Origin of the sequence: Micromonospora sp. NPDC047620, from assembly GCF_043205005.1 — a bacterium.
Taxonomy (GTDB): Bacteria; Actinomycetota; Actinomycetes; order Mycobacteriales; family Micromonosporaceae; genus Micromonospora.
Genome location: NZ_JBIDDG010000017.1, coordinates 147,490 through 166,898, shown reverse-complemented (window position 1 = coordinate 166,898; position 19,409 = coordinate 147,490). Strand labels below are relative to the sequence as shown.

The 19,409-nt window shown below is 72.9% G+C and carries 19 protein-coding genes; 12 read left to right on the top strand and 7 right to left on the bottom strand.

What is annotated here, in order from left to right; all coding sequences use genetic code 11:
• Positions 1-124 precede the first annotated feature (124 nt).
• From ACGF5C_RS22055 to ACGF5C_RS22030, 6 genes are all read left to right on the top strand, one after another.
• Complete coding sequence (locus tag ACGF5C_RS22055; RefSeq protein WP_393304311.1) at positions 125-1,030, top strand: carbohydrate ABC transporter permease; 906 nt, start codon at positions 125-127, stop codon at positions 1,028-1,030.
• Positions 1,027-1,926, top strand: coding sequence for a carbohydrate ABC transporter permease (locus tag ACGF5C_RS22050; RefSeq protein ID WP_393304309.1), 900 nt, complete (start codon positions 1,027-1,029; stop codon positions 1,924-1,926). Before ACGF5C_RS22055 ends, ACGF5C_RS22050 begins: the two co-directional genes overlap by 4 nt.
• On the top strand, positions 1,923-2,927 hold the full coding sequence (locus ACGF5C_RS22045; protein WP_393304307.1) for a hydroxyacid dehydrogenase: 1,005 nt from the start codon (positions 1,923-1,925) through the stop codon (positions 2,925-2,927). Before ACGF5C_RS22050 ends, ACGF5C_RS22045 begins: the two co-directional genes overlap by 4 nt.
• A gap of 55 nt (positions 2,928-2,982) precedes the next feature.
• On the top strand, positions 2,983-3,864 hold the full coding sequence (locus ACGF5C_RS22040) for a Gfo/Idh/MocA family protein (protein WP_393304305.1): 882 nt from the start codon (positions 2,983-2,985) through the stop codon (positions 3,862-3,864).
• Positions 3,865-3,957: 93 nt separating this feature from the next.
• On the top strand, positions 3,958-4,974 hold the full coding sequence (locus ACGF5C_RS22035; protein WP_357696752.1) for an NAD-dependent epimerase/dehydratase family protein: 1,017 nt from the start codon (positions 3,958-3,960) through the stop codon (positions 4,972-4,974).
• Positions 4,975-4,982: 8 nt separating this feature from the next.
• Complete coding sequence (locus ACGF5C_RS22030) at positions 4,983-6,038, top strand: dihydrodipicolinate synthase family protein (RefSeq protein WP_393304303.1); 1,056 nt, start codon at positions 4,983-4,985, stop codon at positions 6,036-6,038.
• 82 nt (positions 6,039-6,120) lie between these two features.
• On the opposite strand, the gene ACGF5C_RS22025 is transcribed toward ACGF5C_RS22030, so the two are convergent.
• Positions 6,121-7,341 (bottom strand): hypothetical protein, encoded by a 1,221-nt coding sequence (locus ACGF5C_RS22025; protein ID WP_357696756.1) that lies wholly within the window; start codon positions 7,339-7,341, stop codon positions 6,121-6,123.
• 81 nt (positions 7,342-7,422) lie between these two features.
• Here ACGF5C_RS22025 and ACGF5C_RS22020 point away from each other — a divergent pair, with 81 nt between their 5' ends.
• The 4 genes from ACGF5C_RS22020 to ACGF5C_RS22005 are packed head-to-tail and all read left to right on the top strand — an operon-like array spanning position 7,423 to position 10,953.
• Positions 7,423-8,595: a DegT/DnrJ/EryC1/StrS family aminotransferase gene (locus ACGF5C_RS22020; RefSeq protein ID WP_393304302.1), complete on the top strand. Its 1,173-nt coding sequence runs from the start codon at positions 7,423-7,425 to the stop codon at positions 8,593-8,595.
• Positions 8,592-9,488 (top strand): dihydrodipicolinate synthase family protein, encoded by an 897-nt coding sequence (locus ACGF5C_RS22015; protein WP_393304300.1) that lies wholly within the window; start codon positions 8,592-8,594, stop codon positions 9,486-9,488. The genes ACGF5C_RS22020 and ACGF5C_RS22015 overlap by 4 nt, the downstream gene beginning before the upstream one ends.
• On the top strand, positions 9,485-10,225 hold the full coding sequence (locus ACGF5C_RS22010) for an amidohydrolase family protein (protein WP_393304298.1): 741 nt from the start codon (positions 9,485-9,487) through the stop codon (positions 10,223-10,225). The genes ACGF5C_RS22015 and ACGF5C_RS22010 overlap by 4 nt, the downstream gene beginning before the upstream one ends.
• The gene (locus ACGF5C_RS22005; protein ID WP_393304296.1) at positions 10,222-10,953 is read left to right on the top strand and encodes an amidohydrolase family protein; all 732 of its coding nucleotides are present in this window, start codon (positions 10,222-10,224) and stop codon (positions 10,951-10,953) included. Before ACGF5C_RS22010 ends, ACGF5C_RS22005 begins: the two co-directional genes overlap by 4 nt.
• A gap of 161 nt (positions 10,954-11,114) precedes the next feature.
• On the opposite strand, the gene ACGF5C_RS22000 is transcribed toward ACGF5C_RS22005, so the two are convergent.
• Both ACGF5C_RS22000 and ACGF5C_RS21995 read right to left on the bottom strand, forming a co-directional pair.
• Positions 11,115-11,435, bottom strand: a complete 321-nt coding sequence (locus ACGF5C_RS22000; protein WP_393304294.1) for a DMT family transporter — start codon at positions 11,433-11,435, stop codon at positions 11,115-11,117.
• Complete coding sequence (locus tag ACGF5C_RS21995) at positions 11,432-12,112, bottom strand: FMN-dependent NADH-azoreductase (RefSeq protein WP_393304292.1); 681 nt, start codon at positions 12,110-12,112, stop codon at positions 11,432-11,434. Before ACGF5C_RS21995 ends, ACGF5C_RS22000 begins: the two co-directional genes overlap by 4 nt.
• A 149-nt stretch (positions 12,113-12,261) precedes the next feature.
• On the opposite strand from ACGF5C_RS21995, the gene ACGF5C_RS21990 reads away from it, so the two are divergent.
• Positions 12,262-12,837, top strand: coding sequence for a TetR/AcrR family transcriptional regulator (locus ACGF5C_RS21990; protein WP_393304290.1), 576 nt, complete (start codon positions 12,262-12,264; stop codon positions 12,835-12,837).
• A gap of 183 nt (positions 12,838-13,020) precedes the next feature.
• Here ACGF5C_RS21990 and ACGF5C_RS21985 read toward each other — a convergent pair whose 3' ends face one another.
• The 3 genes from ACGF5C_RS21985 to ACGF5C_RS21975 all read right to left on the bottom strand — a co-directional run bounded on the left by ACGF5C_RS21985 (position 13,021) and on the right by ACGF5C_RS21975 (position 17,140).
• Positions 13,021-15,225 (bottom strand): ATP-dependent RecD-like DNA helicase, encoded by a 2,205-nt coding sequence (locus tag ACGF5C_RS21985; protein WP_393304288.1) that lies wholly within the window; start codon positions 15,223-15,225, stop codon positions 13,021-13,023.
• A gap of 218 nt (positions 15,226-15,443) precedes the next feature.
• Complete coding sequence (locus ACGF5C_RS21980) at positions 15,444-15,947, bottom strand: hypothetical protein (RefSeq protein ID WP_393304286.1); 504 nt, start codon at positions 15,945-15,947, stop codon at positions 15,444-15,446.
• 116 nt (positions 15,948-16,063) lie between these two features.
• On the bottom strand, positions 16,064-17,140 hold the full coding sequence (locus ACGF5C_RS21975) for a CapA family protein (protein ID WP_393304284.1): 1,077 nt from the start codon (positions 17,138-17,140) through the stop codon (positions 16,064-16,066).
• 158 nt (positions 17,141-17,298) lie between these two features.
• On the opposite strand from ACGF5C_RS21975, the gene ACGF5C_RS21970 reads away from it, so the two are divergent.
• A complete protein-coding gene (locus ACGF5C_RS21970; RefSeq protein WP_393304282.1) occupies positions 17,299-17,910 on the top strand; it encodes a hypothetical protein in 612 nt (203 codons plus the stop codon).
• A 257-nt stretch (positions 17,911-18,167) separates the two neighbouring features.
• Here ACGF5C_RS21970 and ACGF5C_RS21965 read toward each other — a convergent pair whose 3' ends face one another.
• Positions 18,168-19,145: a S41 family peptidase gene (locus ACGF5C_RS21965; protein ID WP_393304280.1), complete on the bottom strand. Its 978-nt coding sequence runs from the start codon at positions 19,143-19,145 to the stop codon at positions 18,168-18,170.
• Positions 19,146-19,409 lie beyond the last annotated feature (264 nt).

Sequence of the window (19,409 nt, the reverse complement as noted above, 5' to 3'; positions counted from 1 at the left end):
ATACCCCCGTGCACCCGGCGCTCGGGGCCGCGGCCACCCCCGCCACTCCGCTGCGCGCATTGGCCGGGCGGGGCCCGGGGGGGGCCCCCCCCCCCCCCCGCGAGCCGCCGAGAAAGGTTGTCAGATGGTTGCACTACCGGGGATCCGGGGCCGGCGCGTACGCGTGCGCCGCCCCTCCGCCCGCGAGGCCGGCACGGCGCTGCTGTTCGTCCTGCCGTTCCTGCTGCTCTTCGTCGTCTTCCGGTTCGGGCCGGCGATCGCCGGGGTGGTCCTCGGCTTCACCGACTACACCATCGGTGGCGAGACCAGCTTCGTCGGGCTGGAGAACTTCCGCCGGCTCGTCGACGATCCCACGTTCTGGACGGCGCTGCGCGTCACGGTCCTGTTCACCGTGCTGTCCGTGCCGCTGTCGATGCTGGCCTCCCTCGGCATGGCGCTGCTGACCCGCCGCGCCTTCCGCGGCGCGAAGCTCTTCCGGTCCATCTTCTTCCTGCCGGTGGTGACCAGCCTGGTCCTCGCCGGCGTGGTCTTCGCCTGGGTCTTCGCCGAGGACGGGCCGTGGTCGCGGGCCATGGGCGCGATCGGCCTGCCCGCCGGCTCCTGGCTCGCCGACAGCGTGCTGGTGGTCCCCGCGCTGGTGCTGGTCTCGGTCTGGTCCCGCTTCGGCTACGGCATGCTGATCCTGCTCGCCCGGATGCAGGACATCCCGGCGGAGCTGGAGGAGGCGGCGCTGACCGACGGCGCGTCGGCGTGGCAGCGCTTCCGGTACGTGACGCTGCCCCAACTGCGGCCCGCCCTCTTCTTCGTCGCCATCATCGAGACCACCGTGTCGTTCCAGGTCTTCGACCTGATCTACGTGATGACCGGCGGCGGCCCCGTGCGGTCCAGCTACAGCCTGGTCTACCTGCTCTACGACCAGGGCTTCAAGTACTTCGACCTGGGCTACGCCAGCGCCATCGGGGTCGCGCTGTTCGTGCTGACGATCATCGTGGCGCTGATCCAGCGGCTGACCCTCGGGAGGGAAGAATGACGGACACGATCACGCCACCGGCCACCGCCGTCCCCACCCCGCCGGCACCGCCCACGCGCGCCCGGCCCTACCGGCCCGGCCGGCCCGGCAGGGGCTGGGTGGTCGGCCGCACCACGCTGCTGCTGATCGGCGCGGCCGTCACGCTCTTCCCCTTCTACGCGATGGTCGTGCTGTCGTTCAAGCCGACCGGACCGGTCACCTTCCCGGACAGCCTGCTGCCCTGGCCGTTCTCCACCGAGGCGTACGACCAGGTGGTCGGTGCCAAGAGCGTGTTGCGCTGGATGTGGAACACCGTCATCTACTCGGTGGTGTCGGTGGTCGGCGTGCTGCTGTTCGCCTCGATGGCCGGCTACGCCTTCGCCAAGAAGCGGTTCCCCGGCAAGGAGACCATGTTCTGGTCGTTCCTGGCGATGCTGATGGTGCCGTACCACGTCACGATGATCCCGACGTTCATCATCATCTCCGAGCTGAACGGCGTGGACACGTACTGGGGCATGATCGTGCCGACCCTGGCCAACGCCCAGGCGGTGTTCCTGATGCGGCAGTTCATCGCCTCGCTGCCCGACTCGCTGTTCGAGGCGGCCCGCCTCGACGGCTGCTCCGAGTGGCGGGTGTACGTCTCGATCGTGCTGCCGCTGATCAAGCCGATCCTCGCCACGCTCGGCGTCTTCGTCTTCCTGTGGCACTGGAACGACTTCCTGTGGCCGCTCATCGTCGGGCAGAGCCTCGACATGCGTACCCTCACCACCGGCATCGCCTCGCTCCAGCAGGAGAACGTGGCGTTGAACATGCTCCTCGCCGGGTCGGTCGTGGCGTTCGTGCCGATCTTCATGGCGTACCTGATCGGACAGCGCTACTTCCAGGAGGGCGTCGCCACGACGGGCATCAAGGGATGAGCGTCATCGCGGTGGCGGCCTCGCCGGAGGTCCGCGAGCTGTTCTTCGACGCCGACGCCTGGGCGGCGCTGGGCCGGCTGGGGGAGGTGCGGCTGCCGGCCGACGGCGCCGACGTCGGCGCCGAGGCCACGCTCGCCCGGCTGCTCACCGACGCCGACGTGGTGGTCACCGGCTGGGGCACCGCGCCGCTGTCGGCGGCGGTGCTCGCCGCCGCACCCCGGCTGCGGCTGCTCGCGCACACCGGGGCCAGCGTCAAACCGTTCGTCACCCCCGCCAGCTTCGCCCGGGGCGTCCGTGTCACCCAGGCCGGCGAGGCGATGGCGTACGCGGTGGGGGAGCAGGCGCTCGCGCTGACCCTCGCCCTGCTGCACCAGCTGCACCGCTTCGACCACGCGTTGCGGACCGGGGTCGACTGGGCGACCGCGAAGGCGGCGCCGCCCCGGCGGGAGCTGCGCGGGGCGGCGGTCGGGGTCGTCGGGGCGTCCCGCACCGGTCGGGCGTACCTCGGCCTGGTGCGGGCGCTCGGGGCGCGGGTGCTGGTGGCCGATCCGTACCTGTCCGACGGCGAGGCTGCGACGCTCGGGGTCGAGCGGGTCACGCTCGACGACCTGCTCGCCCGCAGCCTCGTGGTGTCCCTGCACGCGCCGGTGCTGCCGGAGACCGTCGGGATGATCGGCGCGCGCGAGCTGGCCCTGATGCCCGACGGTGCGCTGCTGGTCAACACCGCCCGCTCGGCGCTGGTCGACGAGGCCGCGCTGCTGGCCGTGCTGCGCTCCGGGCGGATCGACGCCGCGCTGGACGTGTTCGACGCCGAGCCGCTGCCGGTGGACCATCCGTTCCGGCGGCTGCCGAACGCGCTGCTGACCCCGCACGAGGCGGCCGGGACGGTCGGGTCGCGGCGACGGGCCGCCGACATCGTCGTCGACGAGATCGACCGGTTCCTACGCGGGGAGCAGCTGCGCCACGAGGTGCGACCGGAGCACCTCGATCGCACGGGCTGAGCGCGGCTGACCTGCCCTGGCGCGGCGGCAGCCCGGATGAGTAGCCTCTGCGCTCATGCGCATCGCCCTCGCCGGACTGGCCACCAGTCACCCCTACACCGACGCCCGCACCCTGCGTGACGACGCGGAGCTCGTGGTGTGGGAGCCCGACCCGCATCGGCTGGCGCGGTTCCGGGCCGAGCAGCCGGACGCGGCGGTCGCGCCGGACCTGGCGGCGCTGCTGGCGACCGACCCGGACGGCGTGGTCCTCACCGTCCCCACCTCCGACGTGCCGGAGGTGTTGGCGCAGGTGCTGGAGCGCAAGCTGCCGTGCTTCGTCAACAAGCCGGCCGCCGCGACCGTCGGGCAGCTCGACCGGTTGGAACGGGTGGTGGCGCGGGCCCCGGAGCTGGTGCTCTCCTCCTCGGTGCTGCGCTTCGCGCCGGAGTTCGTCGCGTTCGACGTGCCGCGCGCCGAGGTGCTGTCGGTGCGCGCCACGGTCCGGCACGACGTCGGGCTCTGGGCCACCGGCTACAACCCGTGGCAGGACGACCCGGCGGTCGGCGGGGGCACCCTGGTCATGATGGGCCTGCACGGGGTGGAGCTGCTGGTCGCGCTGCTCGGGCCGGCGGTGCGGCTGGTGGGGGCCGCCGGCACCGTGCGCCGGCACCGGGGCCTGCGCTCGGAGGACACGGGGCTGCTGGCCGTGCAGTGGGACGACGGGGTGCCCGGCACGGTGGAGGTGCTCGGGGTCAGCGAGGGCGAGGCGTACGAGGTCACCGTGCACACCGCCGCGGGGGAGCGCCGGGTGGTGCTGCGCGGCGGGGCCGACGAGTTGGGCTACCGGGCCACCATCGACGCGTTCGTCGGCATGGTCCGGGGCGCCCCGAGCCCGGTGCCGTGGGCGCAGACCCGCGCCGTCCTGGACGTTCTCACCTCGGCGCGCGCCGTGGCCTGACAATCGCCGACCCGATCCACGCGTCGGGTGCCTTGACGCCCCTCCGGCCGGAGGTTACGGTCATGACCGTTACTTCGGAAGGGGTGTGGTGGCATGCGTACGGTGGCGGACCTGGAGGAGCGGCTCTCCCGCCCGCGGGACGTCCTGGTGGACGATCTGCGCAAGCTCGACGGGGACATCCTGATCCTCGGGGCGGGCGGCAAGCTGGGGCCGAGCCTCGTCCGGCTGGCGCTGCGGGGCGTGGCGGCGGCGGGCACCGGTGCCAAGGTCATCGCGGTGTCCCGCTTCTCGGAGGCGGGACTGGCCGACGCGTTGCGCGACGAGGGTGCGGTGGTGGTCGAGGCGGACGTCACCGACGACGCCGCGTTGGCCGCGCTGCCCGACGCGGCCAACGTGGTTTTCCTGGTCGGTGCGAAGTTCGGCACCTCCGGCCGGGAGCACGCCACCTGGGCCACCAACACCTACCTGCCCGGGCGGGTCGCGCAGCGCTTCGCCGGATCCCGCCTGGTGGCGCTGAGCACCGGCAACGTCTACCCGCTGGTCCCGGTGACCTCCGGCGGCTGCGTCGAGGAGGTTCCGGTCCAGCCGGTCGGCGAGTACGCCATGTCCTGCCTGGGTCGCGAGCGCATCCTCACCCACTTCGCGCTGCGCGACGACACCCCGCTGGCCCTGATCCGGCTCAACTACGCCGTCGAGATGCGCTACGGCGTCCTCGTCGACATCGCGCGCACGGTGCACGCCGGCGAGCCCGTGGACCTCACCATGGGGCACGCCAACATCGTCTGGCAGGGCTACGCCAACGAGGTCACGCTGCGCGCCCTGCTCCACACGCGGACACCGCCGTTCGTGTTGAACCTGACCGGGCCGGAGCTGGTCTCGGTCCGTCAGGTCGCCACCGCGCTCGCCGCCCGACTGGGCCGTGAGCCGGTCTTCACCGGCACCGAGGCGCCGACCGCGCTGCTGTCCAACGCCCAGCTCTGCCACCGGCTCTTCGGCTACCCCGACGTGCCGGTCGCCGAGCTGATCGACCTGACGGCGGACTGGGTCGCCGACGGCCAGCCCCTGCTCGGCAAGCCGACCGGGTTCCAGACCCGCGACGGCAAGTTCTAGGAGAGACCGTGTTGACCGCATCGAGCACCCGACAGACCTCGGCCCTGGCCCGGTTGCAGCGTGGCTGCGTCATCCCCGCGCACCCGCTGGCCCTCGACGCCGACCGCAAGCTCGACGAGCGCCGGCAGCGGGCGCTGACCCGCTACTACCTGGCCTCCGGCGCGGGGGGCATCGCCGTCGGCGTGCACACCACCCAGTTCGCCATCCACGACCCGAAGGTCGGGCTGCTCGCTCCCGTGCTGGAGCTGGCCGCCGAGACCGCGGCCGGCTCGGACGCCATCCTGGTCGCCGGTGCCTGCGGCGACACCGCCCAGGCGGTCGCCGAGGCGGAACTGGCCGCCTCGCTCGGCTACGACATGGTGCTGCTGTCGCCGTACGCGCCGCTGGACGAGGACGCCCTCGTCGAGCGGGCGCGTGCGGTCGGCGAGGTGCTGCCGGTGATCGGCTTCTACCTGCAGCCGGCCGTCGGCGGGCGACGGCTGTCCCGGGGCTTCTGGGCCCGGCTGGCCGCCCTCGAGTCGGTGGTCGGGATCAAGGTGGCGCCCTTCGACCGCTACCGCACGCTGGACGTGCTGCACGGCGTCGTCGCGGCCGGCCGCAACGGCGACCTGGCCCTCTACACCGGCAACGACGACCACATCCTCGCCGACCTGGTGGCGCCGCACCGGGTCGTCGTCGACGGTCGGACCGTCGAGGTCGAGTTCGTCGGCGGGCTGCTCGGCCAGTGGGCGGTCTGGGCGAACACCGCGGTGGCCCTGCTCGACGAGGCCCGCCGGGCCCGCTCCGGCGACGACGCCGCGCTGCGCCGGCTGCTCACCCTCGACGGCCACCTGACCGACGCCAACGCGGCCATCTTCGACTCCGCCAACGGCTACCACGGCTGCATCCCCGGCATCCACGAGGTGCTGCGCCGGCAGGGCCTGCTGGCCGGCCGCTGGTGCCTGGACCCGGCTGAGGAGCTGTCGCCGGGGCAGATGGTCGAGCTGGACCGGGTGCACCAGGCGTACCCGCACCTGCGCGACGACGACTTCGTCGCCGAGCACCTCGACACCTGGCTGTCCTGACCACGCGGTGGCGAGGCCGGCGGCGGGGGACCGTCTCCGCAGCCGGCCTCGCGGCCCGCCCGGGACAGGGGCGGGCGGGCCGTCAGAGGGTCAGGCGGTAGAGGGTCAGCGGCCGGCCGCTGGTGCCGGAGGCGAGGTTGCCGGTCCGCTCGGCCAGGCCGGCCAGCTCCAGGCGGTGCAGCATGCGCCGCGCGGTGCGCTGCTGCACCCGCAGTTGGTCGGCGACCTCCCGGCTGGTCAGCGGCTCGTCGCCGACCGTCGTGCGCACCTCGCGCAGCCGCAGCAGGGTGGGCACGGACAGGCCGACCCGTTGGGCGATGACCGCCAGGTTCACCTCCGCCGGCGGTGGGGCCGGCGTGGTGGACTCCAGCACGATGTCGGTCTCGCCGCGCAGCGACAGCACGGCCGTGGTGGGGCCGACCCGGCGGGCCCGGCTCAGCGCGCGGCGTGCCAGGTTCTCCGCCTCGGCGGCGCTGCGGCCCAGCCCGAACCCGATCTGCACGGTCTCGTGCCGGTCGGCCAGGCGGCGCAGCATCGGCAGCGCCGTGAAGCCGCCGGTGGCGTCGTGCAGCGGCCCGCGGGTGGTGACGATGAGGTACGTGTCGGGGGCGAAGCGCGCGACGGTGCCGCCGAGCCCGGCCACCTCCTTGAGCAGCCCGTCGTCGCCGTCGGACAGGTTGGCCAGCCCGAGCGCGATCTGGGCGTCCTCCTGGGCCTGGCTGCCGACGTGCAGCAGGAGCTGGCGCAGCGCGGCGCGCACCGAGTGGTTCGACGGGGCGAGGCGGAACGCCGGCATCTCGTGGCGCAACACCTCGTAGACCGAGCTGATGCAGGTGACGGCGACGTCCGCGCCGGCCTTGCGCTGCCGGCGGTGGAAGGCGACCACGTCGTCGGAGCTCAGGCCGCTGCGGTAGGGCAGCGACCGGACCCGGTCCACCGGCAGGTCGGCCTCGCCGAAGGTGCCGGCGACGTCGGCGCCGGTGACGGTGTCGATCGACATGCGGGTGACGTCGCGGCCATCGCGCAGCAGCCGCACGGCGGCCTGGAGCAGGGTCGCGCCCGTGTAGTCGACGAAGACCGCCGGCCGGTGCAGCAGGTTCGCCTCCCGGGCGAGGGTGTACGGCACGACGCCGGTGAACAGCCACGCCTCGACCTGGCCGGCGTGCGCCTCGACGATCGCCGGTGCCTGCGACTCGTGGTCGTAGTGCAGCCGTCTGGCGGTGACGCCGGGCTGCTCCTCGCAGGTGGCGGCCACGTCGTCGACCAGGTCGTGCGGACCGACGACCCCGATCTCAATGGTCACCGCTGCCTCCTGTCAGGGTTGCATTGTTCGCAGCACAAGATTACGGTCAGGCCCGGTATTACAGTAGCCTTGGGAGGGTGCGTGTCGTTCCCCAGCATGGCCGACGCCAGCGGCCGGACGATCGGTGCGGAGGAGCTGACCGCCGTCAGTCGGGTGCTCCAGTCGGGCATGCTCAGCTCGGTCTGGGGCACGGAGGTCCGCGCCCTGGAGCGCGAGATGGCCGACCTCCACGGAGTGTCGCACGCCGTGGCCGCCAGTTCGGGGACCGCTGCGCTGCACCTGGCCGTCGCGGCCGTCGCGCCGGACCCGGGCGACGAGATCATCACGTCTCCGATCAGCGACTTCGGCACGGTCGCGCCCATTCTCGCGCAGAACGCCGTGCCCGTGTTCGCCGACGTCGATCCGTACACCGGCAACCTCGACCCGGCGGCGGTCGCCGCCGCGATCGGGCCGCGCACCCGGGCGATCCTCGGGGTGCACCTGTTCGGCGCGGCCGCCGACCTGCGCGAGGTCGCCGACTCCGCCGGCGTGCCGCTGATCGAGGACTGCGCCCAGGCCTGGCTCACCCGCTACCCGGACGGCACCCTCGCCGGCACGGCCGGCGCGATCGGCTGCTTCAGCCTCCAGCAGTGGAAGCACATCACCTGCGGCGACGGCGGCCTGACCGTGACCGACGACGCCGTGCTGGCCCGCCGGATGCGGCTCTTCGCCGACAAGGGCTGGCCGCGCGACGAGGCCCGCCGGCACGTGAGCCTCGGCCTGAACTACCGGATGACCGAGCTGGCCGGCGCCGTCGCCCGCGCCCAACTGGCGAAGCTGCCCGGCGTGCTGGCCGACCGGCGGCGCACCGCCCGCCGACTGGCCGCCGCGCTGGCCGACCTGCCCGGCGTGCGCCTGCCGGCGGACCTCGACGCGCACGCCTGGTGGCTGTTCCCCGTCGTGCTCGACCCGCCGCTGACCAACCACGAGGTGGCCGGGAAACTGGCTGCCGCCGGGATCCCCGCCCGCGCCGGCTACCTCCAGCAGCCGCTGCACTGCGCCCCGGCGCTGACCGAGGCCCCCGTCTACGGCACCTCCCGCTTCCCGCTGACCGTGCCGCCGGCCGACCGACTGCCGGCCTACGGGCCCGGCGCGTTCCCGGTCGCCGAGCGGCTCATCGCGGAGACCCTGCTGGTGATCGACTGGAACGAGCGGTACACCGACGCGCACGTCGACGAGATTGCCCGGGCGGTCCGGGCGGCGGTTACCCCGTGATCGCACCGGCCGCCGCCGCGCTGCGCGACCGGCTGCGCTGGCGGCTCGTCGCCGCCGCCGCCACGCCGATGGACGCCGACCGGACGGTCGACGCCGCGGTGCTCGACCGCTACCTGCGCGGCCTGGTCGTCGATGGCGCGGACGCCCTCGCCGTGTGCGCCCACACCGGCCGTGGTCCCTACCTCGACCCGGCCACCCGCGACCTGGTCGTGCGCCACGCCGTCGACACCGGGGTGCCGGTGGTCGTCGGCGTGGGCGGCCGTCCGGGGGAGCACACCGACGAGGTCGCCGCGCAGGCCGCCCGGGCCGCCGACCTCGGCGCCGCCGGCGTCCTGGTCTTTCCCGTCGACGGCGACGCGGTCGCCCACCACGACGCCGTCTGGCGCGCCGCCGGCCTGCCGATGCTCGCCTTCGACCTCTACACCCGGCCGTACTCCGCGTCGCTGCTGGCCGCCCTGCTGGAGCACCCCGGCGTCGCCGGGGTGAAGGTCGCCCGGCTGCACGACGCGCTCTCCTGCCAGGCCGCCCTGGCCGCCGCGCACCGGGCCGACCGGCTGGCGGTCACCGGCGAGGACCGGATGTTCGGGCCGTCGCTGATGTGGGGCGCGCAGGCCGCCCTGGTCGGCCTTGCCGCCGCCGCCGTGCCGGTCACCGCCGCCGTGCTGCGGGCGTACGCCGACGGAAAGCACGACGACTTCGTCACCGCCTCCGCCCGGCTCGACCGGCTCGCCGAGGTCACCTTCACCGACCCGATGGAGGGGTACGTGCGCCGCATGCTCCAGATCGCCGCCGACGAGGGGCGGATCCCCGCCTCCCACGCGGTCGACCCGTACGGTCCGGCGCTACCTGACGGCGACCGGGACCGCGTGCTCGCGGTGGCGAGGCAGCGGTGAGCGGCAACCCGTTCGTCGCGGCCGACCTGCCGCCGGTCACCTTCGACGTCGACGTCCTCGTCGGCCGGTACGCCGACCGGCCGGGCCCCACCGGCGACCCCCGCGACGTCGCGGCCACCCTCGGCGCGAACGGCATCGCGCGGGCGGCCGTGGCCAGTCTCCGGGCCGCGCTGTTCGACATGCCCAGTGGCAACGACGAGGCCGCTGCCCTGGCCGGGCCCACCGTGCTGCCGGTCGGCGCGCTTGACCTGCGCGACCCGCTCGGCGCGGAGCGGGAGGTCGTCCGGCTCGCCGAGCGCGGCTTCCGGGCGGTGCGGCTCTTCCCCGACGAGCAGCGCGTCGAGCCGGACTTCCCGTCCGTGCGGCACGTCGCCCGCCGGGCCGCCGAGGCCGGCCTGGTCATCCTGGCCGGCGGGGACGTCCGCCGGTTCTGGCGGCCGCTGCGCGGCGCGACCGTGGTCTTCCTGGACACGCACTTCTACCACCTGGGCGACTTCGTGGTGGCGGCCCGCGACGAGCCCGGCTTCCATACCTCCACCCGGCTGCTCAACTCGCCCGACGCGTTGGAGACCGTCGTCGCCCACGTCGGCGTCGGGCGGCTGCTCTACGGCTCCCGCACGCCGTTCTACGAGCCGGTCGTGCCGCGACTGCGGCTGGCCCGTGGCGGCCTCGGGCCGGCCGAGGTGGCCGCCGTGGCGGGCGGCAACGCCCGCCGGATCCTGGAGGGCCAGGAATGATCATCGACGTGCACGCCCACTGGGGACCCTGGTTCTTCAGCATGGACGTCGGGGCGGTCGCCACCAACCTCGAGGTGATGGACCGCTACGGCATCGACCTCGCCGTCGTCTCCGCCACCGAGGCGGTCATCTACGACGTCACCGCCGGAAACCGGGCGATGGCCCGGGTACTGGAGACCAACGACCGCCTGCTCGGCTACCTGACGATCAACCCGCGCCGCCTCGACGACGCCGAACGGGACCTGCGCGAACTGCTGCCCACCGGCCGGTTCGTCGGCGTGAAGATCCACACCGACTACACCGGTTCCCCGGCGGACTCCCCGCAGGCCCGCGCGGCGCTGGAACTCGTCGCCGCGCACGACCTGCCCGCCCTCGTGCACACCTGGGACGCGACGCCGCTCGACCTGGCCCAGGCCGTCGCGGACATCCCCGGGCTGCGCGCCATCGCCGGGCACATGGGCGCGAACGGCTGGCGGCACGCCGTCGAGGCGGCCAACTCGGTCGACCGGCTCTGGCTGGAGCCGTGCTTCTCGCACACCGAGGCGGGCCGGTTCGCCGCCGTGGCGGCGGCGGTCGACCCGGGGCGGCTGCTCTTCGGCACCGACGCCACCCTCATCGACCCGGCGGCGGCCTTCGGGGCGGTGCTCGCCGCCGACCTCGACGCGGAACTGGCCGAGCGGGTCGCCTGGCGCAACGCGGCCGAGTTGTTCCGCCTCGACGTGTCCTGACGTCGGCTCCGTCCGGGCGCACCAGGCGTTGACGCGTCGCCGGGGCCGCCTCCCGACCGGGAGGCGACCCCGGCGATGTCGTCGTTCACCCCGGTCCCGCGCGAGGTGATCGCCGGCTGCGAGCCGTGGCCGTACGCGCCAAGGGAGCCGTGGCTGTGCGCTCAGTCAGGGTTGGTGACCCGGGCCAGCACGATGCCGCCGATGATCAGGGCCAGGGCGGCGAAGCGGCCGACACTGACCGGATCCTTGTGCACGACGATGCCCAGCGAGATCGCGCCGATCGCGCCGATGCCGGTGAACGCGGCGTAGGCCGTGCCGACCGGCAGGTCCTGCATCGCCCGGGAGAGCAGGTAGACGGCGGCGGCTCCGAGCGCGACGCAGAGCAGGGTCGGCGCCGGCCTGGTGAAGTTCTGCGTCGGCTTGATCGTCTGCGACCAGGCGATCTCGACCAGGCCGGCGAGCGCCAGGACGAGCCAGCTCATGCCTGCGGTCCCGCGGGTGCCAGGGCCTCGGCGGCGACGGCGCGGGCCACGTCGACCGCCGCCTGCCGGGCATCGGCGTACGACCTGCGGTAGGACTCGCGCCACCGCTCCAGCGTCGGGTCCACCGTGGAGTTGACGAACTCGGTGTTGATGACGGTGACGTCGTCGACCTGGAAGTGGCCGAGGAAGAAGTCCCGCAGGTAACGCTCCTGGTGGTCGACGGGCTCGCGCGGGGTGCCGGGGGCGTAGGAACCGCCTCGCGCGCCGGTGACGACGACCTTGAGGTTCAGCGCGGCGTGCGGGAACGTCACCTGGTCGATCCACAGCTTGAGGCTCGCAGGGATCGAGAAGTTGTACATGGGAGCGCCGATGAGCAGCACGTCGGCGGAGACCAGTTCGGTGAGCAGCGGCTCCACCACCGCCCATGCCTCCCGCTGGGCCGGGGTCCGCACCCCCTCGGCGAGGCGGCCGGGTTCGGTGATGGCGTGCCGCAGCGCGTAGTCGCAGATCTCGGTCCACGCCTCGCCGATGACGGGCACGGGGTCGGCGGCGAGATCGCGGTAGGTGTAGGTCCCCGTCGGGTGGGCGGCCCGCCACTCGTCGGCGAACGCCCTGCTCAACGTGCGGGAGTGTGATGCCCGACGGGCGCTGGCGTCCAGGTGCAGCAGGTGGGCCATGACTCTTGTCCCTACTCGTCGGAGGAAACGGACACGATGTCCGGTTGTTCCTTGACGCTAACAGCTAAGTGGACGCTGTGTCCATTTAGCCGGTTCGGTGGGTGCCGGGGCTGTCGCAACCGGACGGGGTGTCCGGTTAGGCTGTCGGGATGGCGGACGACCTTCTGGCCCCGGCTCCCGCGGAACGGGCCGACGCCGCGGCCAACCGGCGACGCATCCTCGCGGCCGCGGAACGCCTGTTCGCCGAGCGCGGCCCGCAGATCTCCATGACGGACCTGGCCACCGCCGCCGGCGTCGGCCGCGCGACGCTCTACCGCCGCTACCCGGACGTCACGTCCGTGGCTGTCGCCCTCCTCGACGTGCACGAGCAGCGGTTGCAGCAGCAGATCCTCTCCGGCCCGCCGCCGCTCGGGCCGGGCGCGTCACCTCGCCGCCGCCTCGAGGCGTTCTACGACTCCATGATCGATTTGCTCGAACGACACCTGCCGCTGGCTCTCGGCGCCGAACTGGGTGCCACCCGCTTCGCCACCGGGGCCTACGGCTTCTGGCGGGCGTTCGCCATGTCCCTGATCCGCGACGCCGGCTGGCAGGAGGACGCCCTCGCCGACGTCCTGCTCGCGCCGCTCGCCCCCGAGGTGTACCGGTACCAGCGCCACGAGCGAGGGCGAACGGTGCCCGAGATCAAGTCGGCGCTCACCCGCCTCGCGTACGTTCTGCCGGACTGACGTCCGTCACGGAACGTCATCGGCGACGAGGGCCTCGGCGGTGGTAAGGAAACGGGCGGGCCCGCGCAACCGCATGAGGAACAGGTCGCTGGAGACAGGCTCCAGGAAGCCCACGGCCAGATCGCCGTCTCGTCCATGCCGGTGTGTCCGGCCAGGAGCCGGCAGTCGGGAGGATCGAGCGGGTCAGGCGAGGCGGTGGTCGAGGGCGGTGTGGCGGCGCCCGGCGCCGACGGTGCGGACGGCGGCGGCGAGGGCGCGGCGGGAGCCGACGAGGACGACGAGCTGCTTGGCGCGGGTGACGGCGGTGTAGAGCAGGTTGCGTTGCAGCATCATCCAGGCGCTGGTGGTCAGGGGGATGACGACGGCGGGGTACTCGGAGCCCTGCGAGCGGTGGATGGTCATGGCGTACGCGTGGGCCAGCTCGTCGAGCTCGTCGAAGTCGTAGTCGATGCTCTCGTCCTCGTCGGTGCGTACGGTGAGGGTCTGCTCCTCGGTGGTCAGGGCGGTGACGATGCCGACGGTGCCGTTGAAGACGCCGGCCTGGCCCTTGTCGTAGTTGTTGCGGATCTGGGTGACCTTGTCGCCGACGCGGAACACCCGCCCGCCCACGCGGCGCTCGGGTTGCCCGTCGCGGGCGGGGGTGAGGCGTTGCTGGAGCAGCGTGTTCAGGGCCGCGGCGCCGGCGGGGCCGCGGTGCATGGGGGTGAGGACCTGCACGTCGCGGCGCGGGTCGAGGCCGAAGCGGGCGGGGATGCGGGTGCAGGCGACGTCGACGGTCAGGGCGGCGGTGGCCTCGGTGTCGTCGCAGGCGAACAGGAAGAAGTCGTCGAGCCCCTGGAGCAGGGGTGGCTTGCCGGCGTTGATGCGGTGGGCGTTGGTGACGACCCCGGACTCCGCGGCCTGCCGGAAGATCTGGGTCAGCCGGACCCGGGGGATGGCCGGGGCGGCGAGCAGGTCCCGCAGGACCTCGCCGGCGCCGACGGAGGGGAGTTGGTCGACGTCGCCGACGAGGAGCAGGTGCGCGCCGGGCGGGACGGCCTTGACGAGCTTGTTGGCGAGGACGAGGTCGAGCATGGACGCCTCGTCGACGACGAGGAGGTCGACGTCGAGGGGGTTGTCCCGGTCGTAGGAGGCGTCTCCGCCGGGGCGTAGCTGCAGCAGCCGGTGCACGGTGGCGGCGGGATGGCCGGTCAGCTCCGACAGCCGCTTCGCGGCGCGGCCGGTCGGCGCGACGAGGGTGACCTTCGCCTTCTTCGCGGTGGCGAGTTCGACGACCGAGCGGACGGTGAAGCTCTTGCCGCAGCCCGGCCCACCGGTCAGCACGGCGACCTTGGCGGTGAGGGCGAGGCGGACCGCCTGTTCCTGCTCCGGGGCGAGGGCGGTGCCGGTGCGGGCCTTCAACCAGGCCAGTGCTTTGCCCCAGTCGACGCCGGTGAAGTGGGGCAGCCGGTCGGCGCGGTGGTGCAGCAGCCGCAGTAGTGACCCGGCCAGGGACTGCTCGGCGCGGTGCAACGGCACCAGGTACACCGCCGCCGTCGGCTCGCCGTCCGGCCCGGGCAGGGTTTCGCGGACCACCCCCTCCTCGCCGACGAGTTCGTCGAGGCAGGTGGTGACGAGGTCGGCGGGCACGTTGAGGATCTTGGTGGCCTCGACGGCCAGTTGACCGTCGGGCAGGTAGCAGTGCCCGTTGTCGGTGGCCTCGGAGAGGGTGTACTGGAGGCCGGCCTTGACCCGCTGGGGGCTGTCGTGCGGGATCCCCACGGCCTGGGCGATGGTGTCGGCGGTCTTGAACCCGATGCCCCACACGTCGGCCGCCAGCCGGTACGGCTCGTTCTTCACCACGGTGATGGCGGCGTCGCCGTACTGCTTGAAGATCCGTACGGCCAGCGAGGTGGACACGCCGACGCCCTGGAGGAAGACCATCACCTCCTTGATCGCCTTCTGTTCCTCCCACGCCGCGGTTATCTTGGCGGTGCGTTTCGGTCCCAGGCCGGGCACCTCGACCAGGCGGCTCGGTTCGGTCTCGATGACCTGGAGGGTGTCGAGGCCGAAGTGCGCGACGATCCGCTCGGCGAAGACCGGGCCGATGCCCTTGACCAGTCCGGAGCCGAGGTAGCGCCGGATGCCCTGGATCGTGGCCGGCAGGACCGTCGTGTAGGAGTGGACCTCGAACTGCCGGCCGTACTGCGGGTGCGACGACCAGCGGCCGGACAGCCGCAGGCTCTCGCCGGGCTGGGCCCCCAGCAGCGCCCCGACCACGGTGAGCAGGTCGCTGCTGCGGTCGGTGGACACCCGGGCGACGGTGTAGCCGGTCTCCTCGTTGACGTAGGTCAACCGTTCGAGCACCGCGTCCAACACGGCCGACGGCGGGCGAGTGGGGGCAGTCACCCGACCATCCTGCCCTGCGTGCTGCCCGACGCTCGCGCGTGTCCCTGGTGAGGGTCACCCACCAGGCGATCTGGGTACGCCGGCACCCGCGGCGCCGGCAGCCCGTCGCGCCGGTCGTCGACCGAGGTCGGTCGGACGCTGGTGGCTCACGACCGCGGGTCGCCTCGGTGGCAGGGGTGGGCGCCACCGCCGGGACGGCGGCGGCGCCCACCCCTGCCTCAGCAGCCGCAGGTGTAGAAGAGGATGTCCCAGTGGCTGCCCTCCTTGGTGTAGAGGTTGCCGGAGGGAGCCCGGTACTGGTAGCCGAAGCCGGAGATGTAGCCGACGTAGGTGTAGTGCGCCGAGATGTAGTTCTGGATGCAGGTGCTCAGCGCGATGTCGAGCTTGTAGCCGTTCCAGTGGCTGTAGGTGCCGCTGGCGTGCCCGACCTCGGTGCCGGCGGTGATCGTGATGGCGCAGCCGCTGGCGCGTTTGAAGGTGATGATCCCGTCGATGGTGGCCTGTCGGATGCCGTCAAACGAGGTGCAGGTCGAGACGTAGCGGTCGCTGCAGTTGCCGCTGGAGGTCCAGGAGATGCCGGCGGCGCTCAACTGCGACGTGGCACTGGAGTGGCTGATGGCGAAGGCCGGACTGGCCAGCCCGAGCGCGGCCCCGATCGTGGCCGCGACAGCGACCAGCAGGGTGAGCAGGCGGCGGCGCAGGGGGGAGCGGGTGGACGACATGGCTCTCTCCGTTCGCGTGGGGGATCCTTGCGATGGGAAAGGCCGACCTTGAAAATTTTCTACCAGACATCGACAGGTATGACTAGTGGGAGTCGGGAAAGCCCTGCCGGCGCGCGCTACTCGCTGGGCGTCGCGGCGAGTCCGGTACAGTCGCGCCGCTCCGCGTACTCCCGAAGGATGCGTGCCGCGTCATCCCCTCCGGTGAGCTGGGGCTGGCCGGTGCGGCGGGAGATCAGCGCCGGCACCAGCTCCGTCTTCACGATCTCCGCGCCGCGCAGGGTGACCCGCAGGATCCCCGTGTCGTTGCTGTACGCGTCGTCGCGCCACCACAGGAAGTTGCCCAGCCCGTACTGGACGAAGGTCCTGTCGATCCAGCCGTCACCGAGCAGCAGGTGCGCGTGGGTGCCGACGACCAGGGCGGCGCCCGCCCGCGCCATCTCACCCGCGAACGCGCGCGCGTCGGCGGGCGGACACGAGTCGCCCTCCGCGCCCCAGTGGACGTACACGACGACCACATCGGCCTGCTGGCGCGCGGCGCGTACCGCGGCGACCGCCCGGGTCAGGTCCCTCGTCATCGCGATACCGGCACGGTCGTCGGTGGCCCGCCACTGCGACCACAGTTCGTCGACCTGGCTGAAGGCGAGGAAGGCGATCCGTGTGCCGCCGATCCGGGTCGTCCACGGCGCGTACGCCGCCGCCGCGTCGGCGCCCGCCCCGACGGCCGGCATCCCGGCGGCCCTCGCCGCGTCCACGGTGTCGGCCAGTCCGACCCGTCCGTAGTCCAGGGTGTGGTTGTTCGCGATCGACACGACGTCGACCCCGGCCGCCTTCACCGCGTGGTACGTGCTCGCCGGAGCCTGGAAGAGGAACTGCTTCGGCTCCGGGGTGCCGCGCGTGGTGACCGCGGTCTCCAGGTTGACCATCGTCAGCTCCGCGGCGGACAGCGCCGACGCGATCGACCCGAACGCGGTCGCCGGATCGTCCAGCAGAGCCGCCGTACGACCGGCGAAGTGCACGTCGCCCGCGAAGGCCAACGTGATCTCGGCCGGCCCGGCCGGCGACGGGGACGCCGTCGCCGCCGCCGCGGCGGAGGGGGCCGGCTCGCCGGCCGGCGGCGTGGACCCGACCCGGCATGCGGTCAGCGCCACGGTCAGGGTCGTCGCCAGCGCGACGAGGGATCGTGCCAGTCTCACCCCAGGCAGCGTACGGCGCGGCGCCTGTCCCGGCGCCGACTTGACGAAGTTGCTCGACGTACCCCCGGGTCGACCCCGTTGCCACGCGCTCCGATGGCAGGCGCGGCACCGAACGTCGTCCGCCGCGTCGTCCACGTGCCGACTGACAGGATGGACCCATGCGGGTTACCCGATGGTCGGCCGAGGCACTCGTCATCGTCGCCGTGATCCTGTCGGCGGCGGCCTGCACGTCTTCGCGGGATGTGGGCCAGCGGGACGGCCCGCGACCCGCACCGGGAGCTGCCACCTCGGCCGGCGCCGGCACCGGTGCGCCGCTGCCGACCTCCGGAAGTCCCGCCCAGGTGACGTGTGCGGATTCCATCGACGTCAAGCCCCAGCCACCCGACGGGTACCGGATCGTCCTGGGGGATGTGGCGGTGCCGACCGGGAGAGTGCTTCAGGCGGCGGAGTCGGGGGAAGCCGACCCCGCCGCGCGATGGTTCGCCAAGTGGGGACTGGTGGTGCGCGCAGGCGCGGCGGTCGACCTCCAGGTGGCACCTGGCTGGGAGGACCGGGCGCGCATCGCCTGGGGCCCCTCGGCTGAGCCCGCCGCGACCGTGCACGTGAGCGCCTGCGCGCCTGCCGCCGGTCAGCCGCAGTGGCTGGCCTTCGCCGGCGGGACCTGGGTCGCGCAGGCCGCCTGCGTTCCGCTGCTGGTCCGCTCGGCTGGGCGGCAGGCCGAGGTGCGTCTGGCCGCCGGCGCGCCCTGCGATGGCGCGGACGGTCCGTAGTGTCGCGACCCCCGGCCGCGCACGGAGGCCGTGAGGGTGTTGCCCATCCTCGGGTCCCTTGTCGCGTACGGCCACCGCGAGCGACTCATGGACCGTGGGCGCCGTGGACGGCGCCGAGCCCGCCGTGCAGCTTGGGCGCCCCGGTGGGCGGTGACTGCGCGCGCGAGCGTGCCCGGACCATGCGTTTGACGAGTGCCCGTAGCCTGACGCCAACCAACTCGGCTCTGCGATACGTGGGGAACCACCGATTGGGAAGCTCAGTGAAGCTGCAGCTCGGCCAGTGCCCGCTCGGCTTCGACCCGTACCGCCACCTGGTGCTCGCTGTCGGCGTCAACCGTGGCGGCTAGCACGTGACGCAGCGCCTCCCGGTACGCGATGTCCCACGCGTGTTCCGCATCGCACGACTGGTCCGGCTTCACGCCAGTGCCTTCCCAATTCGTGCCGGTCACAGGATTTATCGAGCGGGCGCACGGCACGCGAACGTCGACATGCGGACTCACCTGGTAGGTGTCCGACGGGTGCGCCCCGCCGCGAGTGGTCTCGCCGATCAGTATCGCCCGACCCTGCGCCTGTAGGTTGTAGCAGATCTCCTCACCAGCGGAGAACGTCTGCGCACTGGTGAGCACAAGGACCGGCCGGTCGAGGTAGCGCGGAGCGGGAAGGTGAGGCAGCGTCCAGAACTGGCGAGTGCGCCGGGTCGTGCCGTCGTAGATGTCGTTGAGGTGCACCGGCTTGTCAGGCAGGAAGTAACTGCAGAACAGGGCCACCGAATCCGGCGTCCCGCCACTGTTGCGGCGCATATCCAAGATCAGCGCGTGCGTGTGCGCGACGAGCTGCATCGCGGCCGCGTACGCCGACGCGGTCCAGGCCGGATCGCCCACGCCGCGCATCTCAATCAGCCCGACGTTACCCGCGAGGCGCTCGACCCTGTGGATGCCCTCGGCATTGAGCCGGTACCGCTCCCGCCGCGCCTCCACCTCACCGGCGTCGTCGTCAGCCCGATCCCAGGCGGGACGGGCCCGCTCGTGCCAGATCAGACGCAGGTGACGATCGGGACAAACCGATTGAAGATCGTCGGTGAGTGTGGTGCACAACTGCGGACCCGAGAGCTCGTCGTACCGGCCATCGTCGAGATGCCGCCGCACGACAGTTGCCATCTCGGTAGCTCGTTCGGGAAAGACGTAGTGGGCAGTGATCTGGGCCAAGGCCCCAGTAACCGTGTCTGCGTTGCTCATCGGCGGGCAACCTACCGGCCAGCAGCGGGGAGCTACAACGGAGTTTGCAGTCGAGTCACGCGACGAGAGGTTCGAGACCCGCTGAACCGGCGTAGCTCGGATGGCTGCTGTGGCAGCAGAGAGAACGAGCCGTCCGCTCCCGAGGGGACGTGACGTCGCACCTGATACCGCCGAAAAACGGTGGCCCGCCGGGAACCTGACCGGCGCGTGACTTCGTCCGGCCAGTCGGCTACGTCGGCGAACGTGCTGGCCGGAGTTCGACGC

Excerpts from the sequence above, each read along its gene's own strand:
- ACGF5C_RS22055 (WP_393304311.1), top strand. The coding sequence starts at position 125 with ATGGTTGCACTACCGGGGATCCGGGGCCGGCGCGTACGCGTGCGCCGC.
- ACGF5C_RS22050 (WP_393304309.1), top strand. The coding sequence starts at position 1,027 with ATGACGGACACGATCACGCCACCGGCCACCGCCGTCCCCACCCCGCCG.
- ACGF5C_RS22045 (WP_393304307.1), top strand. The coding sequence starts at position 1,923 with ATGAGCGTCATCGCGGTGGCGGCCTCGCCGGAGGTCCGCGAGCTGTTC.
- ACGF5C_RS22040 (WP_393304305.1), top strand. The coding sequence starts at position 2,983 with ATGCGCATCGCCCTCGCCGGACTGGCCACCAGTCACCCCTACACCGAC.
- ACGF5C_RS22035 (WP_357696752.1), top strand. The coding sequence starts at position 3,958 with ATGCGTACGGTGGCGGACCTGGAGGAGCGGCTCTCCCGCCCGCGGGAC.
- ACGF5C_RS22005 (WP_393304296.1), top strand. The coding sequence starts at position 10,222 with ATGATCATCGACGTGCACGCCCACTGGGGACCCTGGTTCTTCAGCATG.
- ACGF5C_RS22000 (WP_393304294.1), bottom strand. The coding sequence starts at position 11,435 with ATGAGCTGGCTCGTCCTGGCGCTCGCCGGCCTGGTCGAGATCGCCTGG.
- ACGF5C_RS21995 (WP_393304292.1), bottom strand. The coding sequence starts at position 12,112 with ATGGCCCACCTGCTGCACCTGGACGCCAGCGCCCGTCGGGCATCACAC.
- ACGF5C_RS21990 (WP_393304290.1), top strand. The coding sequence starts at position 12,262 with ATGGCGGACGACCTTCTGGCCCCGGCTCCCGCGGAACGGGCCGACGCC.
- ACGF5C_RS21980 (WP_393304286.1), bottom strand. The coding sequence starts at position 15,947 with ATGTCGTCCACCCGCTCCCCCCTGCGCCGCCGCCTGCTCACCCTGCTG.
- ACGF5C_RS21970 (WP_393304282.1), top strand. The coding sequence starts at position 17,299 with ATGCGGGTTACCCGATGGTCGGCCGAGGCACTCGTCATCGTCGCCGTG.
- ACGF5C_RS21965 (WP_393304280.1), bottom strand. The coding sequence starts at position 19,145 with ATGAGCAACGCAGACACGGTTACTGGGGCCTTGGCCCAGATCACTGCC.